At 51.0% G+C, this 19,125-nt stretch carries 21 protein-coding genes; 12 read left to right on the top strand and 9 right to left on the bottom strand.

Features of this window, described 5'->3' with window-relative positions; all coding sequences use genetic code 11:
* Nucleotides 1-71: 71 nt before the first annotated feature.
* The 6 genes from AB8Q18_03435 to AB8Q18_03410 form a co-directional block, all read right to left on the bottom strand.
* A complete protein-coding gene (locus AB8Q18_03435; protein ID XDZ52112.1) occupies nt 72-839 on the bottom strand; it encodes a hypothetical protein in 768 nt (255 codons plus the stop codon).
* Nucleotides 840-1,033: 194 nt separating this feature from the next.
* Complete coding sequence (locus tag AB8Q18_03430; GenBank protein XDZ52111.1) at nt 1,034-2,656, bottom strand: pyridoxal-dependent decarboxylase; 1,623 nt, start codon at nt 2,654-2,656, stop codon at nt 1,034-1,036.
* A 316-nt stretch (nt 2,657-2,972) separates the two neighbouring features.
* Complete coding sequence (locus AB8Q18_03425; GenBank protein ID XDZ52110.1) at nt 2,973-3,284, bottom strand: AzlD domain-containing protein; 312 nt, start codon at nt 3,282-3,284, stop codon at nt 2,973-2,975.
* On the bottom strand, nt 3,281-3,988 hold the full coding sequence (locus tag AB8Q18_03420; GenBank protein ID XDZ52109.1) for an AzlC family ABC transporter permease: 708 nt from the start codon (nt 3,986-3,988) through the stop codon (nt 3,281-3,283). The genes AB8Q18_03425 and AB8Q18_03420 overlap by 4 nt, the downstream gene beginning before the upstream one ends.
* 76 nt (nt 3,989-4,064) lie before the next feature.
* Nucleotides 4,065-4,919, bottom strand: coding sequence for an AraC family ligand binding domain-containing protein (locus AB8Q18_03415; protein ID XDZ52108.1), 855 nt, complete (start codon nt 4,917-4,919; stop codon nt 4,065-4,067).
* Nucleotides 4,920-5,092: 173 nt separating this feature from the next.
* The gene (locus AB8Q18_03410; protein XDZ52107.1) at nt 5,093-5,854 is read right to left on the bottom strand and encodes a siderophore-interacting protein; all 762 of its coding nucleotides are present in this window, start codon (nt 5,852-5,854) and stop codon (nt 5,093-5,095) included.
* A 262-nt stretch (nt 5,855-6,116) separates the two neighbouring features.
* On the opposite strand from AB8Q18_03410, the gene AB8Q18_03405 reads away from it, so the two are divergent.
* Complete coding sequence (locus AB8Q18_03405; protein ID XDZ52106.1) at nt 6,117-6,758, top strand: TetR/AcrR family transcriptional regulator; 642 nt, start codon at nt 6,117-6,119, stop codon at nt 6,756-6,758.
* A gap of 48 nt (nt 6,759-6,806) precedes the next feature.
* Here AB8Q18_03405 and AB8Q18_03400 read toward each other — a convergent pair whose 3' ends face one another.
* Both AB8Q18_03400 and plsY read right to left on the bottom strand, forming a co-directional pair.
* Nucleotides 6,807-7,727, bottom strand: a complete 921-nt coding sequence (locus AB8Q18_03400; GenBank protein XDZ52105.1) for a rhodanese-related sulfurtransferase — start codon at nt 7,725-7,727, stop codon at nt 6,807-6,809.
* 153 nt (nt 7,728-7,880) lie between these two features.
* Entirely contained in the window at nt 7,881-8,483 is a 603-nt protein-coding gene (gene plsY, locus AB8Q18_03395; protein ID XDZ52104.1) for a glycerol-3-phosphate 1-O-acyltransferase PlsY, read from the bottom strand.
* A 58-nt stretch (nt 8,484-8,541) separates the two neighbouring features.
* Between plsY and folB the strand changes: the two genes are divergently transcribed.
* On the top strand, nt 8,542-8,901 hold the full coding sequence (gene folB / locus AB8Q18_03390; GenBank protein ID XDZ52103.1) for a dihydroneopterin aldolase: 360 nt from the start codon (nt 8,542-8,544) through the stop codon (nt 8,899-8,901).
* 57 nt (nt 8,902-8,958) lie between these two features.
* Here folB and AB8Q18_03385 read toward each other — a convergent pair whose 3' ends face one another.
* Nucleotides 8,959-10,197 carry a uracil-xanthine permease family protein gene (locus AB8Q18_03385; protein ID XDZ52102.1) on the bottom strand — a complete coding sequence of 413 codons (1,239 nt, stop codon included), beginning with the start codon at nt 10,195-10,197 and terminating at the stop codon, nt 8,959-8,961.
* Nucleotides 10,198-10,607: 410 nt separating this feature from the next.
* Here AB8Q18_03385 and nrdA point away from each other — a divergent pair, with 410 nt between their 5' ends.
* From nrdA to dcd, 10 genes are all read left to right on the top strand, one after another.
* Complete coding sequence (gene nrdA / locus AB8Q18_03380) at nt 10,608-12,908, top strand: class 1a ribonucleoside-diphosphate reductase subunit alpha (protein XDZ52101.1); 2,301 nt, start codon at nt 10,608-10,610, stop codon at nt 12,906-12,908.
* A 66-nt stretch (nt 12,909-12,974) separates the two neighbouring features.
* On the top strand, nt 12,975-14,105 hold the full coding sequence (gene nrdB, locus AB8Q18_03375) for a class Ia ribonucleoside-diphosphate reductase subunit beta (GenBank protein ID XDZ52100.1): 1,131 nt from the start codon (nt 12,975-12,977) through the stop codon (nt 14,103-14,105).
* Entirely contained in the window at nt 14,105-14,431 is a 327-nt protein-coding gene (gene yfaE / locus AB8Q18_03370; protein ID XDZ52099.1) for a class I ribonucleotide reductase maintenance protein YfaE, read from the top strand. The genes nrdB and yfaE overlap by 1 nt, the downstream gene beginning before the upstream one ends.
* A 121-nt stretch (nt 14,432-14,552) precedes the next feature.
* A complete protein-coding gene (locus tag AB8Q18_03365; protein XDZ52098.1) occupies nt 14,553-14,852 on the top strand; it encodes a hypothetical protein in 300 nt (99 codons plus the stop codon).
* A gap of 70 nt (nt 14,853-14,922) precedes the next feature.
* Nucleotides 14,923-15,606, top strand: a complete 684-nt coding sequence (gene rpe / locus AB8Q18_03360; GenBank protein XDZ52097.1) for a ribulose-phosphate 3-epimerase — start codon at nt 14,923-14,925, stop codon at nt 15,604-15,606.
* A 3-nt stretch (nt 15,607-15,609) separates the two neighbouring features.
* Nucleotides 15,610-16,347: an SDR family NAD(P)-dependent oxidoreductase gene (locus AB8Q18_03355; protein ID XDZ52096.1), complete on the top strand. Its 738-nt coding sequence runs from the start codon at nt 15,610-15,612 to the stop codon at nt 16,345-16,347.
* A complete protein-coding gene (locus tag AB8Q18_03350) occupies nt 16,340-17,041 on the top strand; it encodes a phosphoglycolate phosphatase (protein XDZ52095.1) in 702 nt (233 codons plus the stop codon). Before AB8Q18_03355 ends, AB8Q18_03350 begins: the two co-directional genes overlap by 8 nt.
* Nucleotides 17,041-17,544, top strand: a complete 504-nt coding sequence (recX, locus tag AB8Q18_03345; GenBank protein ID XDZ52094.1) for a recombination regulator RecX — start codon at nt 17,041-17,043, stop codon at nt 17,542-17,544. Before AB8Q18_03350 ends, recX begins: the two co-directional genes overlap by 1 nt.
* A 46-nt stretch (nt 17,545-17,590) precedes the next feature.
* Nucleotides 17,591-18,490 (top strand): recombination-associated protein RdgC, encoded by a 900-nt coding sequence (locus tag AB8Q18_03340; protein ID XDZ52093.1) that lies wholly within the window; start codon nt 17,591-17,593, stop codon nt 18,488-18,490.
* A gap of 16 nt (nt 18,491-18,506) precedes the next feature.
* Nucleotides 18,507-19,076 carry a dCTP deaminase gene (gene dcd, locus AB8Q18_03335; GenBank protein ID XDZ52092.1) on the top strand — a complete coding sequence of 190 codons (570 nt, stop codon included), beginning with the start codon at nt 18,507-18,509 and terminating at the stop codon, nt 19,074-19,076.
* The last annotated feature ends 49 nt before the right edge of the window (nt 19,077-19,125 follow it).

The raw sequence follows: 19,125 nt of genomic DNA, 5'->3' as shown, positions 1-19,125 counted from the left end.
AACCGGCGTAAAAAATGGCCGCTTTATCTAAGCGGCCATGGTCTGACGGTTGTCGCACGCGATGTGCGGCCTTAATCTCGGTACTGCGGTGCAGGCGCATAGCCATTTTCAGCAGGAAAAGCACTGCCCTTAGGCGGCTGTGCCTTCGCGGCTGGATCATACAGCTCAAAAACGGCCGTGCCGATTAGGCCAGCGTTACCCACATCGCCAGCGGGCGTGTTGGCCACATAGGCATTATTGAGCGTGGTAAACCGAAACGCTGCGACCTCACTATTGCTCTTGCGGAACCCTTCAATGGTTAAGCGACCATAAGGAGGAAGCACATAGCCGCCGCTGTTAAAGCTGCCTGGCTGACCATTCATGACGTCTAAACCATCCACCGTGGCCAAAATCGCATAGGTTTTATTGCTGTGGTTTTGATAGTAGAGCTGATAGCGCTCCCCTTTCTTACCCGCCAGACCAATTTTGTTCGCGCTTTCGATCAGCGTCATTTTACGGCCTTGTCCATCCAAAACAGCCATGCCGATGCGCCCCTCGGCCAACGATAGCTCTTTTAACGCTCGCCCATGCGGCACGCTGGCCGCGTATTGAATCTCTTGCAGCGCCAATGGTCGCTGAGACACCCGGCGAAGCGATACTTGAGTCACATTAGAGGCCACGCCTTCGCCCCACTGCGTGCCCAGCTTAGCATCAGCGCTGGCCGTTCTGGGCGCCACTATTTTAGCCTCTGCGGCAATGGGCCGCTCCAGCGCCGCCATCGGCGTGCGTTGTTGGCTGGTACAGGCGCCCAACAGCAGAGCCAATAACAACCATTTGCTTTGCCACCAAAGTGTGTTCATGTGGTTTTCCTTTACCTACGTGAGCGCCAAGGCAGGCTGAATGCCGCGATGGTCTTAATGCTAAAGCATAATCCCGAACCACTTTAAAATGCAAGACCATCCCGCCAAGCTAACCCCCTCTTCAGCATCAGCTTGATCAGGCACAAACCAAAACGCCCACCAATAGGTGGGCGTGGGGTCATGCTCAAACGGGTTTATCGGAAGCCTGTGCCTGGGTTTAAAATACCGCGAACGTGAGGTTCGGTGGCCTCTCGATCAAAAAAAGCACCGGGCTGATTTAAATCGTGCACCAAAGCATCAATGGTTTCACGCGTGACGTGTTCCATGGCAAACAAATGGGCGTAATCAAACCCTTCCTCAAACTCGGTAGACAAAGAATACTTAGACACCAACTCTTGATTAGGCCGTCTAAACAACACGCTGAGTGAGTTTTCTGCTCGGTGAACGCGCCACTCAATGTTTGCTGGTGTCACCACCGTGCGCAGCTGTGCCTCCGCATAGGCCGCCATGCTCAATAAGCCCAGCAGCTTATCTTTTTGATCCTCATACGAATGGCGTGACAGGTAGTGCCACAAAATCAGCGCTGAAAAACCATTACGCGAACCAGACAGCGTCGAATCCTGTGATCCAATATAGGACACATTAGAGAAGTTTAATAAATACTTGGTTCGAGTCATGTAAATCCCGCAGGGCCAAGGTGCGCCAATCTCCTTATGACCACTCATAGAAATTGAGTGAATCGGGTTGCGGAAGTCAAAAGAAGGCGGAATATTAAAGCTGGGGTCTTCAGCCTGAATCATCTCAAAGAACGGGCCATAGGCCGCACCCAAAGCCCCATCCACATGGAACCAATAACCATCGCGCTTACTGTGGACTTCAGTGCCATTGATGTTCACCACAAAATCACGTTCGGCAATGCCGTGGCGCGTTAAAATACGGATGATTTCAGCCGAAGCGCCTTTAATGTCGTCATAAGCGCCCCTGAACGTGGTGCCATAGTTAAAGTTCACTGCAATCGGATGGCCTTTAGCCGCAAAAAAATCCACCAGTTTATAGAGGTCTTCAAGATGAATTGAATCGTCCTCATACGTTGGCACATGCTCTGGCCACTCACGCCCGATCGGACACTCGTTGGGATAAAGCGCCTTACCCACTTCACTAAAAGTATCAAACAGCAGGATGTCTTTGATCTTATCAATCGAATAATGGGTGGCACGTGAATAAAACAAAACCGGTTGATAGGCTGTTTCAGTATGGCTTAAGCGTTCCTTGCTGCCCTTGGCCCGATGAAAAAACCCACGGTGCATTCTTTGCTTACTGGTGGCGGTATCCACCGCTAAAACTTTCCCATGCAGATAGTCGCGCGCATTGCGAATGCCGTACAGATTGCCCTCGGTACTGCCCATAGACACCACATAGCCCCAATAGCGATTGCCAATGTCCTCAATATTGCCGTTTAACTCCCCATTCTCTTGATACATCTCTAAGTGTGGCGTGGGCAGATGCCACAGCTCGGCAAAGTAATCCAAAACGGCACGCTCAATCCATTTACTGTTGAGCTTAAAGTTACCGGTTTGAAAAGGGTCGCCAATATTGTTTAGCTGTACGTCTAAATACTGATCTAGCTCGCCCGCATAATCCAATGCCTGATTGGCCTGATAGCCCAAAAAATATTTTTTCTTGATGGCCACATAGTCTTTTAACTGCTGCATAGCCTTGGCACGATCTGCGGGAGGAATGGCTTGAGCCGACAGCTCAAATAAGCGGCTGTCGATGCCTTCTACTTCTGGATAAGGGCTGCGTTCGGGGTGAGTCATGCTATTTCTCCAATCATCTTCATTATGAACATCATGGTCATGGGTTGATTGGCCTACGTCTATTGAGGCATGACGGCCATCAAGCCTAATCAGGCCACTGCGATGGCTTAAACCAATAAACCCGCTCTGGACGCAAACGGACTTTTCATTCAACGCCGACTATGCCATTTGCACAACAACAGTCCATACACATAATATGATAAATACAAATTAGGATATTGACATTTATCATATAATATTAATAATGAGTCTCATCATCATAAAAAAGGCTGGCCAAAGCGGCCAGCCTTTTTAAGCCCAAAACATAAAACCCTAACTAACTCATCACATAATAAATCACGTAAAACAGAATCAGACTCAACAGCACCGCCACCACCATGCGTTTGATTTTATAGGCCAACACCACGCTGACCAAAGCACCATACACATAGGGATTACTGGGTAAGCCTGCCAAACCCGTGCTGCCCATAATAATAGGGCCACAAATCGCGGTTAATAGACAGGGCGCGGAATAGGTCAATGCCTCATTAAACAGAGCAGGCAGCCGCACCGGCATCTTGGGTTCTAAAAACACATAACGATTCACAAACACGATGAACGCCAATAACAACAATAAGCCCCAAGTCATTGCACACTCCCTTGCCAACGCGCGGCCAACACCGCCGCAAACATCCCCAGTAAACCGGCCACAATAATGGCGCCCTCTATCTGTAGATGGGTCAACACGATAGACAACACCAGCGACACCACCACCCCTACTAGGCTAGCGAAGTTACGCAGCATGGGCACCACAATGGTAATAAACGTAGCCACGATGGAAAAATCAAGGTGATAGGCATCTAAATCGGGCACGGCGCTGGCCAAGGCAATGCCTGCGAGGCTAAACAACACCCAGGCCAAATAAAACGTCAGGCCCGCCCCAAACAGATACGCAAACGAGGATTTTTTGTCGCCCGTACTCAAAGCAAACAGCTCGTCGGTTAATAAAAACCCCAGGCCAAATCGGCGTAGCGGCTTCATCGGTGCAATCTGAGGCCGCAAGGTCAAACCATATAATAGGTGTTGTGCGGTAATGAAAAACACCGACACCACAATGGTCAACATGCTGGCGCCGGCGGCCAGCATGCCCAGCGTCACCAGCTGAGCCGCACCGGCAAAAATAATCGCCGACATCCCAATACTTTGCGCCAGGCTTAACCCTGTATTCACCGCCATCGAGCCAGCCAAAATACCCCAAGGCAACACGGCCAAACACAGCGGCAACATGTCCACCCCGCCCTTTAAAAAGTCCTGTCGCGCCGTGGCCGACACGGCCATCGTCCTGCTGTTCATAACCTGTCCTGCCCATAAAAAAACCCCAGTATAACCATCAACTGGGGCGTCTTATTGGATAAAATTGCGGTGCGCATCACACCAGATTGACACGCGGCTTAAACCCTTGCACAAAAGCACCTGGCGTGACGCCAACGGTTTTTTTGAAATGTCGATTCAGATGGCTTTGATCGGTAAAACCACATTGCTGCGCCACGCTGGCAATGCTTTGGCCTTGGCGCAGCCGCTGCTTGGCCAAGCGAATGCGTACCTGTAACAGATACGCATGCGGGGTTAAGCCAAACAGGCGCTGAAACTGGCGTAAAAAATGCCAGGGGCTCAGCTGGGCCAGCTCGGCCAACTCCGTTAAGCTAAAATCACGACCAGGATCGGCATGCAGATAGTCGCGCACTCGCCACAATAAAGGCCGATCTAAATCCATCACCGCCCGATCGGCCACCAAACGCGCATGGCGCAGCATCAACTGGGTTAAAGCCACCGCCAACGTGGTTTCTTTTAATAAGGTATTGCGCGGCTGTTGCAGCAGGCCAAAGGCCAGCCGCAGCTGCTGCGCCAACTCAGGGTCATGAATCACTGCTTGATCAAACCAGGGCACCGTGCCGGCTTCTGAATGTACCTCGGCCAGCAGCGACTGCAATAATGATGGATGGGGGTAAATTGCCCGATAGCCCCAGCCGCTGGCCAAGGCTGCCGAACCGGTGTGGACGTCTTCGGCGTTGACGATGATGATGTCGCCCGTCGGCGCCACGTGTTCAGCACCGCTGCGATAAAACCGCTGTACGCCCTCTTCAATGACCGAAATACAATAAGTCTCGTGAATGTGCTTAGGAAATTGCATGTGTTGATAGCGCGCGCGCAGCATCTCTAGCCCACCGAACGTGGGCACAAGGTCAAACCGGGTGTATTCTTTTTGTTCTGCTCGCGCAACCATTGGGTCAGCCTATTCAACATTGTGACGAGCAAAGATCATAAACGCCCACTCGTCACAACACAAGTCATGCACAGCTCCCCCAACGTGAATCATCCCCCTCACAGACACAATGCTGTAGGGGGATGGCTTTGAGGAGGCGCCACGCCAATGTCGCCTACGCTAAAATCATGACCTTAAGAGGCCAAGAGGCGCTGATCTTTAAAGTCGGCTTCGCCCTGCTTCCAATAGCCCTGAGCCAAAATGTCTTTCGCGGCCAAACCGCCTTCACGTAGCCAATAAATTTGCCAGTTTTTCACCCAGTTTGATTCACCCGCCAACCACACCTGACCTTGTCCTTGTAAGCGGCCGGCTTGGGCCAACACCTGATTCAAATCGACCACGTAAGTGCTGTCCTGGGGGTATAGCCATGACTCACTCAACTCCGCCTTAGTGTCTAAAGGCTGACGCTCTGCTGGGCTATCGGCATAGACCACCACGCGCACGTCCAAGCCCAAAGGCAAGTCAGCCAAAACGCTTTGTAAGGCAGGCAATGCCGTGGCGTCGGCCGCCATCCACAGCCACTTGGCAAAACGGTTCACCGTAAAACCTCCGCGCGCAGGGTAAGACAGCCGCACTTCGGTGCCAATGGTTACTTGCTCGGCCCAGGCCGACACCGTAATGGCCGCTAAGTCGTGTTGGCTATGCAACACAAAGTCAATGTCGATGGTGCCAGCATTAATGTCTTGCTGACGAATGCTGTAGGCGCGACCATGACACAGCGGTGGAAACAGCTTCACCCATGCGGCTGGCTCGGAAAAAGCCCCGCTGGCGATGACGGCTTTTAAGGCCTCGCCACCAAAAGTTAAGCGCCGCACCAACGGCGTAATGTCGGCACTGCCCATGACTTCAGCCATGACCACTTGAGCCTTAGGCTGGTGTGTGTTTTTCTGCATCATACTGCTCCTGATTTCAAATACTGTCGTGCGGTGTGGTCTTTAGCCCAGCACCTAGGCTCAAATTATATGAACAATCACTCATCTTTTCTACTCGCACTAAAACAAGAGATTAAACACCTTAAAATCAAATAGATAAAAAACAAAACATAGGCACAAATGATAATCACTCACATTTAAAACCATGATTCATCCAGATAGCCATGGCCTTTCACCGCAATCATTGCTAAGATACGAACAATTACTCACTTTAAAGCCATGCCTCATGAACTCAGTTAAAGCCCCCCAAAAGCCCCGCAAGCTACCCAAACAAGCTCGGGCTCAATACATGGTCAACATCATCCTCGAGGCCACGGCTCGTATCTTGGCCAAGCGCGGCTATGCCGGCACCAACACCAACCTGATTGCCTCTGAAGCTGGCGTCAGCGTAGGCTCTATTTATCAATACTTTCCCAATAAAGACGCGTTGATTTCCGCCCTACATGAACGCCATGCCGAACAAATGGCAGAAATCATCGACACTGTTTTTGCCGATGCTCAGCCCCATAACCTGAGAGAGCATGTGTCGGTGATGGTCCACTCCTTGATGGCAGCCCACCAGTGTGAACCCCAGCTACACCAAGTGCTGGAACGGGAGTTTCCTTATTTCGACGTTCCCAACGAACAAAGCCCTGCCGATCAGCTGATTTTCCAGAGGGTCAGACGCTTACTGGCCTCCTTCCAAGAGCAAATCACCCAAACCAACCTCGACTTAGCCACGTGGACGGTCATGCAAATCACCGAAGCCCTCGTACACACTGCCGTCATCGACCCGCCGGCCAATCTGAGCTTACCCCATATTGAAGAAGCCATCATCGACGCCATCATGGGCTATCTCACCGTACCCAAATTGGCCAATGCCCATTAAAAAAGCCTCGTGTTCTGAACACGAGGCTTTTTTAATGGGCGCTCAGGCCTATAGATATTTCTTACCCGCTTTATCCAACTGCGATTGGCGCATTCGGAATCCTGCTTTTTGCTGATCGGTGGTTTTGTCGATACAGTACACACAGCTCACGCCATGCTCATAGCTAGGCAATGCCACTTCTTCGGGCACCAAAGCCCAACCGCAGGCGTGGCATTTACTGCCCTTGCCTTCAGCCATACCGTGTGTCACCACGGTGCGGTGGTCAAACACATAGCATTCACCTTCCCACAGGCTTTCTTCTTCTGGCATTTGTTCCAAATAATTCAGCACGCCACCTTTAAGATGGTATACCTCTTTAAACCCCTCTTGCAGCAAGAGACTGGTGGATTTTTCACAGCGAATCCCGCCGGTGCAGAACATGGCAATTTTTTTGTCTTTGGCATCGGCCAAGTGTTCCGCGACGTATTGCGGAAACTGACGAAAGCTCTCGGTTTGAGGATCGATGGCATTTTTAAAGGTGCCTGCCTTATATTCATAGTCATTGCGCGTATCAATTAAAATCACGTCATCGCGCTGAATAAACTCATGCCATTCTTTGGGTTCCAGATAATGACCCACGCGATCCAATGGTGCCACTTCAACGCCCAGGGTGACGATTTCCTTTTTCAACTTCACCTTCGCTTTACGAAACGGCTTGTCGTCGCTCAATGATTCCTTGTATTCCATATGATCAAAGCCTGCATCCAATAGAAACTGATGCACTTGATCAATGCCTGCGCGGCTGCCCGCGATGGTGCCATTAATGCCTTCGCTGGCCACGATCAGCGTGCCACAAATATTGGCCTCGGTCAGTAAGGCCAACAGCTGGCTTTGTAAGGCGGCAGGATCGGCCACGGGGCAAAATTGATACAGAGCCGCAACCGTCCAAGGTTGATGGACGGCGGGTGTGGATTCGGTTGCTGCAGGCATGAGGGACACTCCTAAAACGATCACTTGCGATCATGGGCATAAATAAATGGGGGCTATTCTAACGTTTTTCAATGCGCTAGGCGATGCCTTTGGCCAGGAAAAACAAAACCGCCCAACGAGTAGGCGGCGGAATCAAGGAATAAAACAGCGTTGCTAAGAACCAATTTTGGTTTCTTGACCGCTGATTAAATTTTGAATGTTTTGCTTATGGCGATACAGCACCAAGAGCGCAATCACCACAATGGCCCAGAATAATGCAGCCTGAGGCACCAACCAGAACGCGGCCACCGGCGCCGCCACCGTGGCCACCAGCGCCGCCAAAGATGAAATCTTCAAGCCAAACGCCATCACCAACCAAATCGCGGTACAGGCCAAGCCCACCGGCCAAGACAGGACAAACAAAACGCCCACCGCCGTAGCCACGCCTTTACCGCCTTTAAAACCAAAAAACACCGGCCACATATGCCCTATCAGCACCGCCACGGCAACATAGGCCAAGGTCGATTCAGCCAAGCCCAAATCCGGCGTCAACGCACGCGCCAGCCAAACCGCCAGCACGCCTTTTAAGGCGTCCCCCACCAAGGTCAACACGGCTGCCGTCTTTTTTCCGCTGCGTAAGACGTTGGTGGCGCCTGGATTACCAGAGCCATAAGAACGCGGGTCGTCCATCCCCATCAATTTTGACACAATCACCGCAAAAGACAGCGATCCCAACAAATAAGCCAGCACAATGGCGACTAAATCAACAAAAGACATGGTAGATACACTAGAATAGATGAGTTAATGATTTTACGCTAAAGCGATTAAAAAACAAATGGACATTATCTTTCTGAATGATTTTAAGGTGGAAACCTTAATTGGCTATTACGACTGGGAGCGCACTCGCCCACAGGCAATTCTCCTCGATTTAGACATTGGCATCCCCGACCAACAGGCCAGCCAATCAGACGACATTCACGACACCATTCACTATGGTGAAGTAGCCAACGCCATTAATCTTAGCCTCAAAGACCAGCAGTTCCAGCTGATTGAAGCCTTGGCAGAACACATTGCCAACCTGCTGCTCACTGATTTTGGCTCACCGTGGGTGCGGGTGCGGCTGTCTAAACCCGGCATTTTGCCCAACGTTAAAAAAGTGGGCATTGTGATCGAGCGCCGAGCCAACGCTGCCTAAGCTGAGCACTGACCATAAAAAAACGAGCCCTAGGGCTCGTTTTTTGATCTAATCGGTTTAATCTTGGGCCGCATCGCCTAAGCCGCCCGCCTCTTCTTTTGGCAACACCAAATTCAAAACAATGGCCAAGATGGCGCACAGGCCTACGCCGGCAAAGCTAAAGTCACCGATTTTCACCAGCATCCCACCCACGCCCACGGTCAGCACCGAGCTCACAATCACCAGGTTACGTGGCACCATCAAATCCACTTTGGCGTCGATCAAGGTTTTCAAACCCAAAGAAGCAATGGTACCGAATAACAAAATCATGATGCCGCCCATCACCGGCAAGGGAATAGACGCCAAAAAGGCATTAAACTTACCAAAGAAGGCCATGAAAATCGCAAAAATTGCCGCCCAGGTCATGATCACTGGATTGCTATTTTTAGTGATCATCACCGCGCCCGTCACTTCACCATAGGTAGTCACAGGTGGGCCACCGATCAGGCCAGCCATACACACGCCCAAACCGTCGCCGGCCAAGGTTTTATCTAAGCCGGGGTCTTTAGCGTAGTCTTTACCAGTGACCTTACTGATCGCCAAGATGCCGCCAATGTGCTCAATCGCTGGCGCAATCGCCACCGGTAACATAAAGAGGGCCGCATGCCAGTTAACTTCGGGCGTGGTGATCTCAGGCAGCACAAACAGCGGTGCAGCCGCCAAAGCACCCACATCGACCATGCCCGTGGCCAACGCAGCGGCGTAGCCAGCAAACACACCAATCAAGATCGGAATTAATTTCATCATTTTGCTGCCAAAAACGGTGATGATCACCGTCACCGCAAAGGTAAAACCCGACAGCATTAAAGACGAACCATAAGGCAGCACTTGCTCGCCGCCAGACTGACCCATCGCCATTTGGCTGGCGACAATCGCCACCGATAGACCAATCACCATGATCACGGGGCCAATCACCACGGGTGGCAAGAGCTTATGCACGGCACTGACACCGCGCCAGCGCACCAAGGCCGCAAACACGAAGTACATAAAGCCGGCCGCAAACAGACCAAACATAGTGCTGGGCAAACCCCACTCACTCATGGCGTAAATAATCGGCGCAATAAACGCAAATGAAGAGCCCAAAAAAATAGGCACTTTGCGTTTCGTCACAATCTGAAACAGTAAAGTCCCTAAACCTGCACCTAAAAGTGCCAGCGCTGGATTCAGTCCCGTCAAGAGCGGCACCAGCACCATTGCCCCAAATGCCACAAATAAAATCTGAGCACCGGCAACAGCTTGTTTAAAATGAGCAATCATTTTATTTTTCATCTCACATATTAATAAGTAAACCTTAGAAGTATAACGCCATTGCTGTCTATTCAGTAAAAAAAAAGCGTCCTGTCTGATATATTTACCGTGACTGACACATTTGTGCGCATCCTAAAAAGTTAATTTATTATTCTTTTGGCATCAAATAAAGCAATAAACCTAACTAAACTCGGGCTATTCTATGGGCATGGGCAACATCACCCCTAGTCAACGACAAAAGTCAATATTTCCAACACGCGCCTCATGGGGTAGAATCACTCGATATTGTGTTGTGGGCTAAAAAAAAACACATTACCTAGTGTTCATTCAACCCACGCCCCCGTTATCCTGTTGGCTTAGATTGTGTATTTAACGCCTTATTTATTTTTACAATTTATCACCAAAGAAAGAGCGCCATCATGACCGATACAGTGTTAGACAAACAAAAAACCTCTGGTAACCCCATTTTTGTTACCAAACGCGATGGCCGAAAAGAACCCATTGAATTGGACAAAATCCATAAAGTCATCACTTGGGCTGCCGAAGGATTAAATAACGTATCGGTTTCTTTGGTTGAACTGCGTTCCCAAATCCAATTTTACGATGGCATTCGCACCGACGACATCCACGAAACCATCATCAAAGCCGCGGCCGATTTAATTTCTGAAGAGGCGCCTGACTACCAGTACCTCGCAGCCCGCTTGGCCATTTTCCACCTGCGCAAAAAAGCTTACGGCCAGTTTGAACCGCCGAAACTATTTGATCACGTGACCAAGCTCACCGCCGCCGGCAAATACGACACCCATATTTTGCGCGATTACAGCGAAGCCGAGCTCAATGAATTAAACGATCACATTGACCACTGGCGCGACATGACCTTCTCTTACGCCGCGGTGAAGCAGCTTGAAGGCAAGTATCTGGTGCAAAACCGCGTGACCCACGAAATTTTTGAGAGCCCACAGTATTTGTACATGCTGGTGGCCGTTTGCCTGTTTGCTAAATACCCAGCCAGCACGCGCTTGCAATACGTGAAAGATTTTTACGACGCCATCTCATTGTTTAAAATTTCTTTACCCACGCCCATTATGGCCGGTGTGCGTACCCCTTCACGCCAGTTCAGCTCATGCGTGTTGATTGAGTGCGGCGACAGCCTTGACTCCATCAACGCCACCACCAGCGCCATCGTGCGCTACGTGTCGCAGCGCGCCGGCATCGGCATCAACGCCGGCCGCATTCGCGCCGTTGGCAGCCCGATTCGCGGCGGCGAAGCCCAGCACACCGGCTGTATTCCGTTCTACAAACACTTCCAAACCGCGGTTAAATGCTGCTCACAAGGCGGCGTTCGTGGCGGCGCAGCAACGCTCTTCTACCCAATGTGGCACCTAGAGGTTGAATCGCTATTAGTGTTAAAAAACAACCGTGGCGTGGAAGAAAACCGCGTGCGTCATATGGATTACGGCGTACAAATCAACCGCACCATGTATGAGCGCTTCCTGAAAAACCAGAACATCACCTTGTTCTCACCAGCCGACGTACCTGGCCTATACGACGCCTTCTTTGAAGATCAAGAAACCTTCGAGCGCCTGTACACCCAGTACGAGCAAGACGACAGCATTCGCAAACGCAGCATCAAGGCGTCTGAACTGTTCTCATTGATGATGCAAGAGCGTGCCAGCACTGGCCGCATCTACATTCAAAACGTAGACCATTGCAACACCCATAGCCCATTTGATCCACGCGTGGCACCTGTACGCCAAAGCAATCTGTGCTTGGAAATTGCCTTGCCCACTAAACCATTGAACGACATCAATGATGAAGAAGGCGAAATCGCCCTGTGCACGCTGTCTGCGTTCAACCTAGGCGCGATTAAAAACCTAGACGAACTAGAAGGCCTATCCGATCTAGCGGTTCGTGCCTTGGATGCGCTCCTGGACTACCAAGACTACCCCATTAAAGCGGCTTATAACGCCACCATGAATCGCCGTACCCTAGGCATTGGCGTTATTAACTTTGCCTATTACTTAGCCAAGAATGGCGTACGCTACTCGGACGACAGCGCCAATGGCTTAACCCACAGAACCTTTGAAGCCATTCAATACTACTTATTGAAAGCTTCTAGCAAGCTGGCGCAAGAGTTTGGCGCCTGTCCTAAATTTAATGAAACCACCTACGCCCAAGGCATTTTGCCGATCGACACCTATAAGTCTGATCTGGATGCCTTCTGCCAAGAACCGCTGCATTTGGACTGGGAAGGCCTGCGTCAAGAAATCAAACAGCATGGCTTACGCAACTCTACCTTGACTGCCTTAATGCCGTCAGAAACCTCTAGCCAAATTTCCAATGCCACCAATGGCATTGAGCCACCACGTGGCCTAGTGACGGTTAAAGCTTCAAAAGACGGCATTTTGAAACAGGTCGTGCCTGAATACGATCGCCTCAAAGACCAATACGAACTCTTGTGGCAAATGGGCAGCAACCAAGGGTATTTGAAACTGGTAGGCATCATGCAAAAATTTGTTGACCAAGCCATTTCGGCCAACACCAACTACGATCCGAACCGCTTCCCTGAAGGTAAGGTCCCAATGAATCAGTTGCTGAAAGACTTGTTAACTGCTTACAAATACGGCCTCAAAACCCTGTACTACCACAACACCCGTGACGGTGCTGACGATGCCCAAAACGACATCGACGACTGTGCCGGCGGCGCGTGTAAAATTTAATTAATCACCCCAACAAATGGCACCTACCCGTGCCATTTGTTTCGAATATCTGACCTTGAGGTTGCCATGCTTTACAGTACATTCTCACAAAAACAAAACGACCAATTAAAAGAACCCATGTTCTTTGGCCAAAACGTTAACGTGGCCCGTTACGACCAACAAAAATATGAAATTTTTGAAAAACTGATTGAAAAACAGCTGTCGTTCTTCTGGCGCCCAGAAGAAGTCGACGTATCGCAAGACCGCACCGACTATCGCAACCTGCCTGAACATGAAAAACACATTTTCATCAGCAACCTAAAATACCAAACGCTGCTGGATTCGATTCAAGGCCGCAGCCCCAACGTAGCACTCTTGCCCTTGGTGTCGATTCCTGAACTGGAAACCTGGATTGAAACCTGGTCGTTCTCTGAAACCATCCACTCGCGCTCCTATACCCACATCATCCGCAACATCGTCAACGATCCTGCGGTGGTGTTTGACGACATCGTGGCCAATGAATTCATCATCAAGCGCGCCAACGACATCGCCGAATACTACGATGATTTAATTCACTCAACCCAGCTTTTACAAACCCAAGGCGAAGGCACCTACACCGTCAAGGGCAAAGCAGTATTGGTGAACCTGTATGAATTAAAGAAAAAGCTGTACATGTGCATCATGTCGGTGAACATTTTGGAGGCCATTCGCTTTTACGTCAGCTTCGCCTGCTCGTTTGCGTTTGCCGAGCGCCGCCTGATGGAAGGCAATGCCAAAATCATCCGCCTCATCGCCCGCGACGAAGCGCTACACCTCACCGGCACGCAGCACATTTTAAACATTCTACGCAGCGGCCAGGACGACCCTGAAATGGCCCAAATTGCCAAAGAGTGTGAGCAAGACTGCTTCGAACTCTTTAAACAAGCTGCTGAGCAGGAAAAAGAATGGGCGGAATATTTGTTTAAAGACGGCTCAATGATCGGCTTGAATAAAGACATCCTCAGCCAATATGTGGAATACATCACCAACCTACGCATGCAGGCCGTTGGCCTCACGCCAGCGTTTGGCGTGACCCAAAACCCCATCCCTTGGATCAACGCTTGGCTGTCCTCTGACAACGTTCAGGTGGCGCCACAAGAGGTTGAGGTCAGCTCCTACCTCGTCGGCCAAATTGACGGCAACATCAACAGCGACGACTTCAACAGCTTTGAGCTCTGATGCCCACCATCACCACCCAAGACAGCTTTTTTGACCTCAACGAAGGGGAAACCCTTCTTGAGGGCTTAGAACGCACCGGCCACGAAATTGACTACCAGTGCCGTAGCGGCTACTGCGGCGCCTGCCGCACGCGCTTGCTGTCTGGGTCGGTCACCTATCACCAAACGCCGCTGGCGTTTGTCCAAGCGGGTGAAATCCTGCCCTGCTGCTGCACCCCAGCCGAAGACATCCACGTCAACGTCCCGCTGAAGCAAACCCTAGGCGACGTTCAAGCCGACTTATTCATCCCTGATTTATTTGATGGCGGAACCAGCAAGACGCCGTAACTGAAGGAACCTTCAGGCCTATGACTAGTCATACTGGATTAAACTGTTTATGATTTAGACACAGTTGTCGTCATTGACTTGGCCGACCTCATCCCACAAAAACAACATCAAGGAGCCCAATATGTCGCTTACCCTCAAAGACTTTCTCTTATTATTACAGGTCGTCGCCCCTGCTGCGCTGGCCTTATACCTCTACGCCAAAACCCTAGCACCCAGCAAATACAAGCGCATGCTGATGTTCGGCCTAACCGTCCTTAACCTGGGCGCATTTGCCTACGCCTGGGTGCGTAATCTGTTCATTACCCCGAACGAAGTCAATCTTGCGCTAGGCATGACCGGTCTTCTTTCTTGGTCCATCAGCGCGATTTTAATCGGCCTAACCCTGCTGCGCTTCATCACCCAAAAAACCAAAACCGCCTAAATCGTTTTGGCGGTACATTTGTGCCGCCAAATACGGTAAAATGGAGCCATTCCTAACCTGACTCAAAGTGATGCCCATGTACCGTATTGCCCCCAGCATTTTGTCCGCCGATTTTGCCCAACTAGGCGCCGACGTTAGCCGCGTCATCGACGCAGGTGCCAGCCTGATTCACTTCGATGTGATGGACAATCATTACGTACCCAACCTCACTTTTGGCCCCATGATTTGTGAAGCCTTAAAGCCTTACGCCACCGTACCGATGGACGTTCACCTCATGGTTGAGCCCGTTGACGCCTTGATTCAGTCCTTCGCCCAAGCCGGCGCCAACATCATCACCTTCCACCCTGCCGCGAGCCGCCACGTTGATCGCAGCCTCAGCCTGATCAAAGACCAAGGCTGTCAGGCTGGCCTCGTACTGAATCCAGCCGCAGGCCTAAACGAAGTAGAACACGTGCTGGACAAGCTAGACATGATTTTATTGATGTCGGTAAACCCAGGCTTCGGTGGCCAAAGCTTTATCCCCCACACCCTAGAAAAAATCAAACAGACTAAGCGCATGACCGATGCTCACTTTGAGCGTACCGGCCATCGCATCGCCATCGAAGTCGACGGCGGCATCAAAATCGACAATATTGCCGCCGTCGCCGCCGCTGGTGCCGACACCTTTGTGGCCGGCAGCGCGATTTTTGGCCAGCCAGACTACAAGGCCGTGATTGACGCCATGAACGCCGAGCTGGCCACTGTTAAGGCCTAAGCCATGAACATTGCCAAAACCGCCTACATCGTCACCGGCGTCAGCCAAGGCATCGGCGCCGAATTTGTCAGCCAACTATTGGCGCAGCAAGCGCCGGTTTTTGGCATTGCGCGCCGCTTAATCGACGTCGAACACCCGCTATACCGAGGCGCATCCGCCGACTTAAGCCAACACTTTGACGCCACCGCACTGATTCAGCAGGCACTGGCCTTTTTTGCTCCCTTTGGCTTAGACACCGTGGTGTTGATCAACAATGCGGGCACCGTAGCCCCTATGGCCATCAGCGGCAACTATCCAGAGTCAGCCGTGGCCTCTGCCTTACACCTGAACCTCACCGCGCCGATCTTGCTCAGCAATGCCTTTATTCAGCATTTACCGCCTGAACAACACGGCAAGTTATTGCACATTTCATCAGGCGCAGCACACAACCCCTACCCCGGCTGGGGCGTTTATGGCGCGAGTAAGGCCGGCATCGACCACTTCAGCCGCATCGTCCAAAAAGAGCATCCAGAGCTGGCCTCTGTCGCTCTTTATCCTGGCGTGGTGAACACCGGCATGCAGGCCGAAATCCGCGCCCAGAACGAAGCGGACTTCCCTAATTTAGCCCAGTTCATTGCCCTTAAGGACAATGCCGCCCTGAGCGAACCTAAAGACGTGGCCCAGGCCATTTTATCCTATCTGGCATCGCCTGCTTTTGGCAGCGAAGCCGTTGTTGACATTCGAAAGCTTGCAGATGACTGAAGCCGTAACCATTAAGGCCTTTGCCTTTGATTTAGATGGCACCTTAATTGATTCCGTGGCCGACCTCGCCGCCGCCGCCAACCACATGCGCGCCGAACTGGGCCTGCCGACTCTGGCCCAGGCCACAGTGGAAGCCTACGTGGGCGATGGCATCAGCACCCTAGTGCACCGCTGTCTCACCGACAGTCCTGCTGGCCAAGCCGATAGTGAGCAATGGCAACAAGGCTTTACCTTGTTCATTCAGTATTACTATGCCCACTTAACCGACCATACCCAGATCTACCCCAACGTGTTGACTGGCCTAGAGCTATTAAAAAGCGAAGGCTATCCATTGGTGGTGATCACCAATAAAAGCGAGCGCTTTGCGATCAAGGCCATCAACGATTTGGGCATGAGCGACTACTTCAGCCTCATCATCGGTGGCGACACCCTACCCGAAAAGAAACCCAGTGCGCTGCCTTTGATCCACGCCTGTGAAGTATTGAACATTGCACCAGAGCAGCTGGTGATGGTGGGTGACTCAGGCAACGACATCATGGCCGCCAAAGCCGCCGGCACGCCCGTCATTGGGGTCAACTATGGCTATGAAGACATGTATGAGCTGAGCCAAAGCGACGCCACCAAACCCAATTTGGTGATCGAAAAACTGACTCAGCTCTACGACTATCTACACCCGACCGAAGTCAAACATTAATGCGGCCACAAAAATCGTTAAAAGCCCGCGCCTTAGACCTCTTGTCTCGGCGCGAGTACAGCCGCACCGAACTCAAAAAAAAGCTCATGCAAGCGCATCAGCCGCCAGAAGAGGCCGATGAGTTTGCGCTAGCCGAAGCCCTCACCCAGCATGAAACCGAAGTTGAGGCCATTTTGACCGAGTTTGCCGACCTCAATTGGCAGTCGGACGAACGCTATGTGGAATCCTTCATCAATGCCAAAAGCCAGCAATATGGCTCTCGGCGCCTACAAGAAAGCCTCAAGCAAAAAGGCATCGAGGCTGATCTATTTCAACAGTTTCGCCCTGCTGCTGAGGTAGAATTGAGCACGGCCATTGCCGCCGTGCGTAAAAAATTCAAGAAACCGCCTGAATCTCTGGCCGACAAGCACAAACAAATGCGCTTTTTGGCCTATCGTGGGTTTGATTTTGACCTCGTCAACAAGGCCATCAGCGCCTGGGATGACTGGTCTGAGGAAGACTAACAGGGTTGCACACCCTACTGATAACCTTTTAATGGAGCCGCCCCCTATGTGGTTTAAACAAATTTCTTTTTACCCACTGAATAAAAACAATTTGCCAGAAATTGAGCAGATCAACAAAGCCCTAGCCGAAGCCGCCTTTGCGCCCTGCATGGGCCTAGATTGGTTCACCGAAGGGTTTGCCCCAGCCGTTAGTTTTGATGAAGCCTTGGTGTTCAGCGCCAACAACAGCCATCGCGTGGCCCTCAAAAAAGAAGAAAAAGTCTTGCCCAGCGCCGTCATCAAAGACATCTTAGATGAAAAAATCACCCTGATTGAGCAAGAAGAAGCCCGCTCTATCGGCCGTAAAGAAAAAATGGCCTTAAAAGAACAGATCACCGACGACTTACTGCCGCGCGCCTTCACCAAGAGCAGCCGTAGCCAGGCCATTTTTGACTACGACCGTGGCTATTTAATCATCAACAGCGCCACCGCCAACAAAGCTGAAGCCCTGTTGAGCAAAATTCGCCAAGCCCTAGGCGGCCTAGAAGCCACCTTACCCAACACCGAGCTGTCGCCCAGCACCGTAATGACCAACTGGCTACTGCAAGGTGCGGCCGAAGGCCAGTTTGAACTGGACAGCGACTGCGAACTAAAGGGCACCGGCGAAACCGCCCCAACCGTGCGCATTTCTAAGCAAGATTTAACCGAAGAAGAAGTGATTAATCACGTCAAAAACGGTAAAATCGTGACCCAGCTAGGCTTGGTGTGGCAAGAACGCATTCGCTTCGTCCTCACCCAAGACTTTGCATTAAAACGCATTCAATACCTAGACGTACTACAAGATGAAGCCAGCGAACACGGCGATGACATGGCCAGTCTGACCGTTGCCAGCCAAATCATCATGATTGAAAGCTTAGGTGCGATGCTAGACGAGTTAGTGGTACACTTAGGCGGCTTACAAAAATAACCAGGGAACAACATCAATGAGCATTAAATCGGATAAATGGATCCGCCGCATGGCCGAAAACGAGGGCATGATTGAGCCTTTTGAGCCCAAGCAAGTCAAGACCTCTGCCGACGGTGAGCGGATCATTTCTTACGGTACGTCTAGCTATGGCTACGACATCCGCTGTGCGCGTGAATTTAAGATTTTCACCAACATCAACAGCACCATTGTTGACCCAAAAAACTTTGACACCCGCAACTTTGTGGAAGTGGAAGATGATTATTGCATTATTCCACCCAATTCATTTGCCTTAGCCCGCACCGTAGAATACTTCCGCATTCCGCGTAACGTTTTAACGGTGTGCCTAGGTAAATCAACCTATGCGCGCTGCGGCATCATCGTCAACGTCACCCCTTTCGAACCAGAATGGGAAGGCTATGTGACCCTAGAATTTTCCAACACCACCCCCCTACCGGCCAAAATTTACGCCGGTGAAGGCGTGGCTCAAGTCTTGTTCTTTGAGAGCGATGAAATGTGCGAAACCTCATACAAAGACCGTAGCGGCAAATACATGGGCCAAGTAGGCGTCACTTTACCAAAAGCTTAACCGTTTTTAGTAAAAAAACAACAGGGGCGAGGCTATTTATCACACCCTC

The sequence above is a fragment of the Neisseriaceae bacterium CLB008 genome, from assembly GCA_041228285.1.
Lineage (GTDB): Bacteria > Pseudomonadota > Gammaproteobacteria > Burkholderiales > Neisseriaceae > JAGNPU01.
This window is presented reverse-complemented; position numbering and strand designations above follow the sequence as displayed.

Excerpts from the sequence above, each read along its gene's own strand:
- AB8Q18_03435 (XDZ52112.1), bottom strand. The coding sequence starts at position 839 with ATGAACACACTTTGGTGGCAAAGCAAATGGTTGTTATTGGCTCTGCTG.
- AB8Q18_03430 (XDZ52111.1), bottom strand. The coding sequence starts at position 2,656 with ATGACTCACCCCGAACGCAGCCCTTATCCAGAAGTAGAAGGCATCGAC.
- AB8Q18_03425 (XDZ52110.1), bottom strand. The coding sequence starts at position 3,284 with ATGACTTGGGGCTTATTGTTGTTATTGGCGTTCATCGTGTTTGTGAAT.
- AB8Q18_03420 (XDZ52109.1), bottom strand. The coding sequence starts at position 3,988 with ATGAACAGCAGGACGATGGCCGTGTCGGCCACGGCGCGACAGGACTTT.
- AB8Q18_03415 (XDZ52108.1), bottom strand. The coding sequence starts at position 4,919 with ATGGTTGCGCGAGCAGAACAAAAAGAATACACCCGGTTTGACCTTGTG.
- AB8Q18_03410 (XDZ52107.1), bottom strand. The coding sequence starts at position 5,854 with ATGATGCAGAAAAACACACACCAGCCTAAGGCTCAAGTGGTCATGGCT.
- AB8Q18_03405 (XDZ52106.1), top strand. The coding sequence starts at position 6,117 with ATGAACTCAGTTAAAGCCCCCCAAAAGCCCCGCAAGCTACCCAAACAA.
- AB8Q18_03400 (XDZ52105.1), bottom strand. The coding sequence starts at position 7,727 with ATGCCTGCAGCAACCGAATCCACACCCGCCGTCCATCAACCTTGGACG.
- plsY (XDZ52104.1), bottom strand. The coding sequence starts at position 8,483 with ATGTCTTTTGTTGATTTAGTCGCCATTGTGCTGGCTTATTTGTTGGGA.
- folB (XDZ52103.1), top strand. The coding sequence starts at position 8,542 with ATGGACATTATCTTTCTGAATGATTTTAAGGTGGAAACCTTAATTGGC.
- AB8Q18_03385 (XDZ52102.1), bottom strand. The coding sequence starts at position 10,197 with ATGATTGCTCATTTTAAACAAGCTGTTGCCGGTGCTCAGATTTTATTT.
- nrdA (XDZ52101.1), top strand. The coding sequence starts at position 10,608 with ATGACCGATACAGTGTTAGACAAACAAAAAACCTCTGGTAACCCCATT.
- nrdB (XDZ52100.1), top strand. The coding sequence starts at position 12,975 with ATGCTTTACAGTACATTCTCACAAAAACAAAACGACCAATTAAAAGAA.
- yfaE (XDZ52099.1), top strand. The coding sequence starts at position 14,105 with ATGCCCACCATCACCACCCAAGACAGCTTTTTTGACCTCAACGAAGGG.
- AB8Q18_03365 (XDZ52098.1), top strand. The coding sequence starts at position 14,553 with ATGTCGCTTACCCTCAAAGACTTTCTCTTATTATTACAGGTCGTCGCC.
- rpe (XDZ52097.1), top strand. The coding sequence starts at position 14,923 with ATGCCCATGTACCGTATTGCCCCCAGCATTTTGTCCGCCGATTTTGCC.
- AB8Q18_03355 (XDZ52096.1), top strand. The coding sequence starts at position 15,610 with ATGAACATTGCCAAAACCGCCTACATCGTCACCGGCGTCAGCCAAGGC.
- AB8Q18_03350 (XDZ52095.1), top strand. The coding sequence starts at position 16,340 with ATGACTGAAGCCGTAACCATTAAGGCCTTTGCCTTTGATTTAGATGGC.
- recX (XDZ52094.1), top strand. The coding sequence starts at position 17,041 with ATGCGGCCACAAAAATCGTTAAAAGCCCGCGCCTTAGACCTCTTGTCT.
- AB8Q18_03340 (XDZ52093.1), top strand. The coding sequence starts at position 17,591 with ATGTGGTTTAAACAAATTTCTTTTTACCCACTGAATAAAAACAATTTG.
- dcd (XDZ52092.1), top strand. The coding sequence starts at position 18,507 with ATGAGCATTAAATCGGATAAATGGATCCGCCGCATGGCCGAAAACGAG.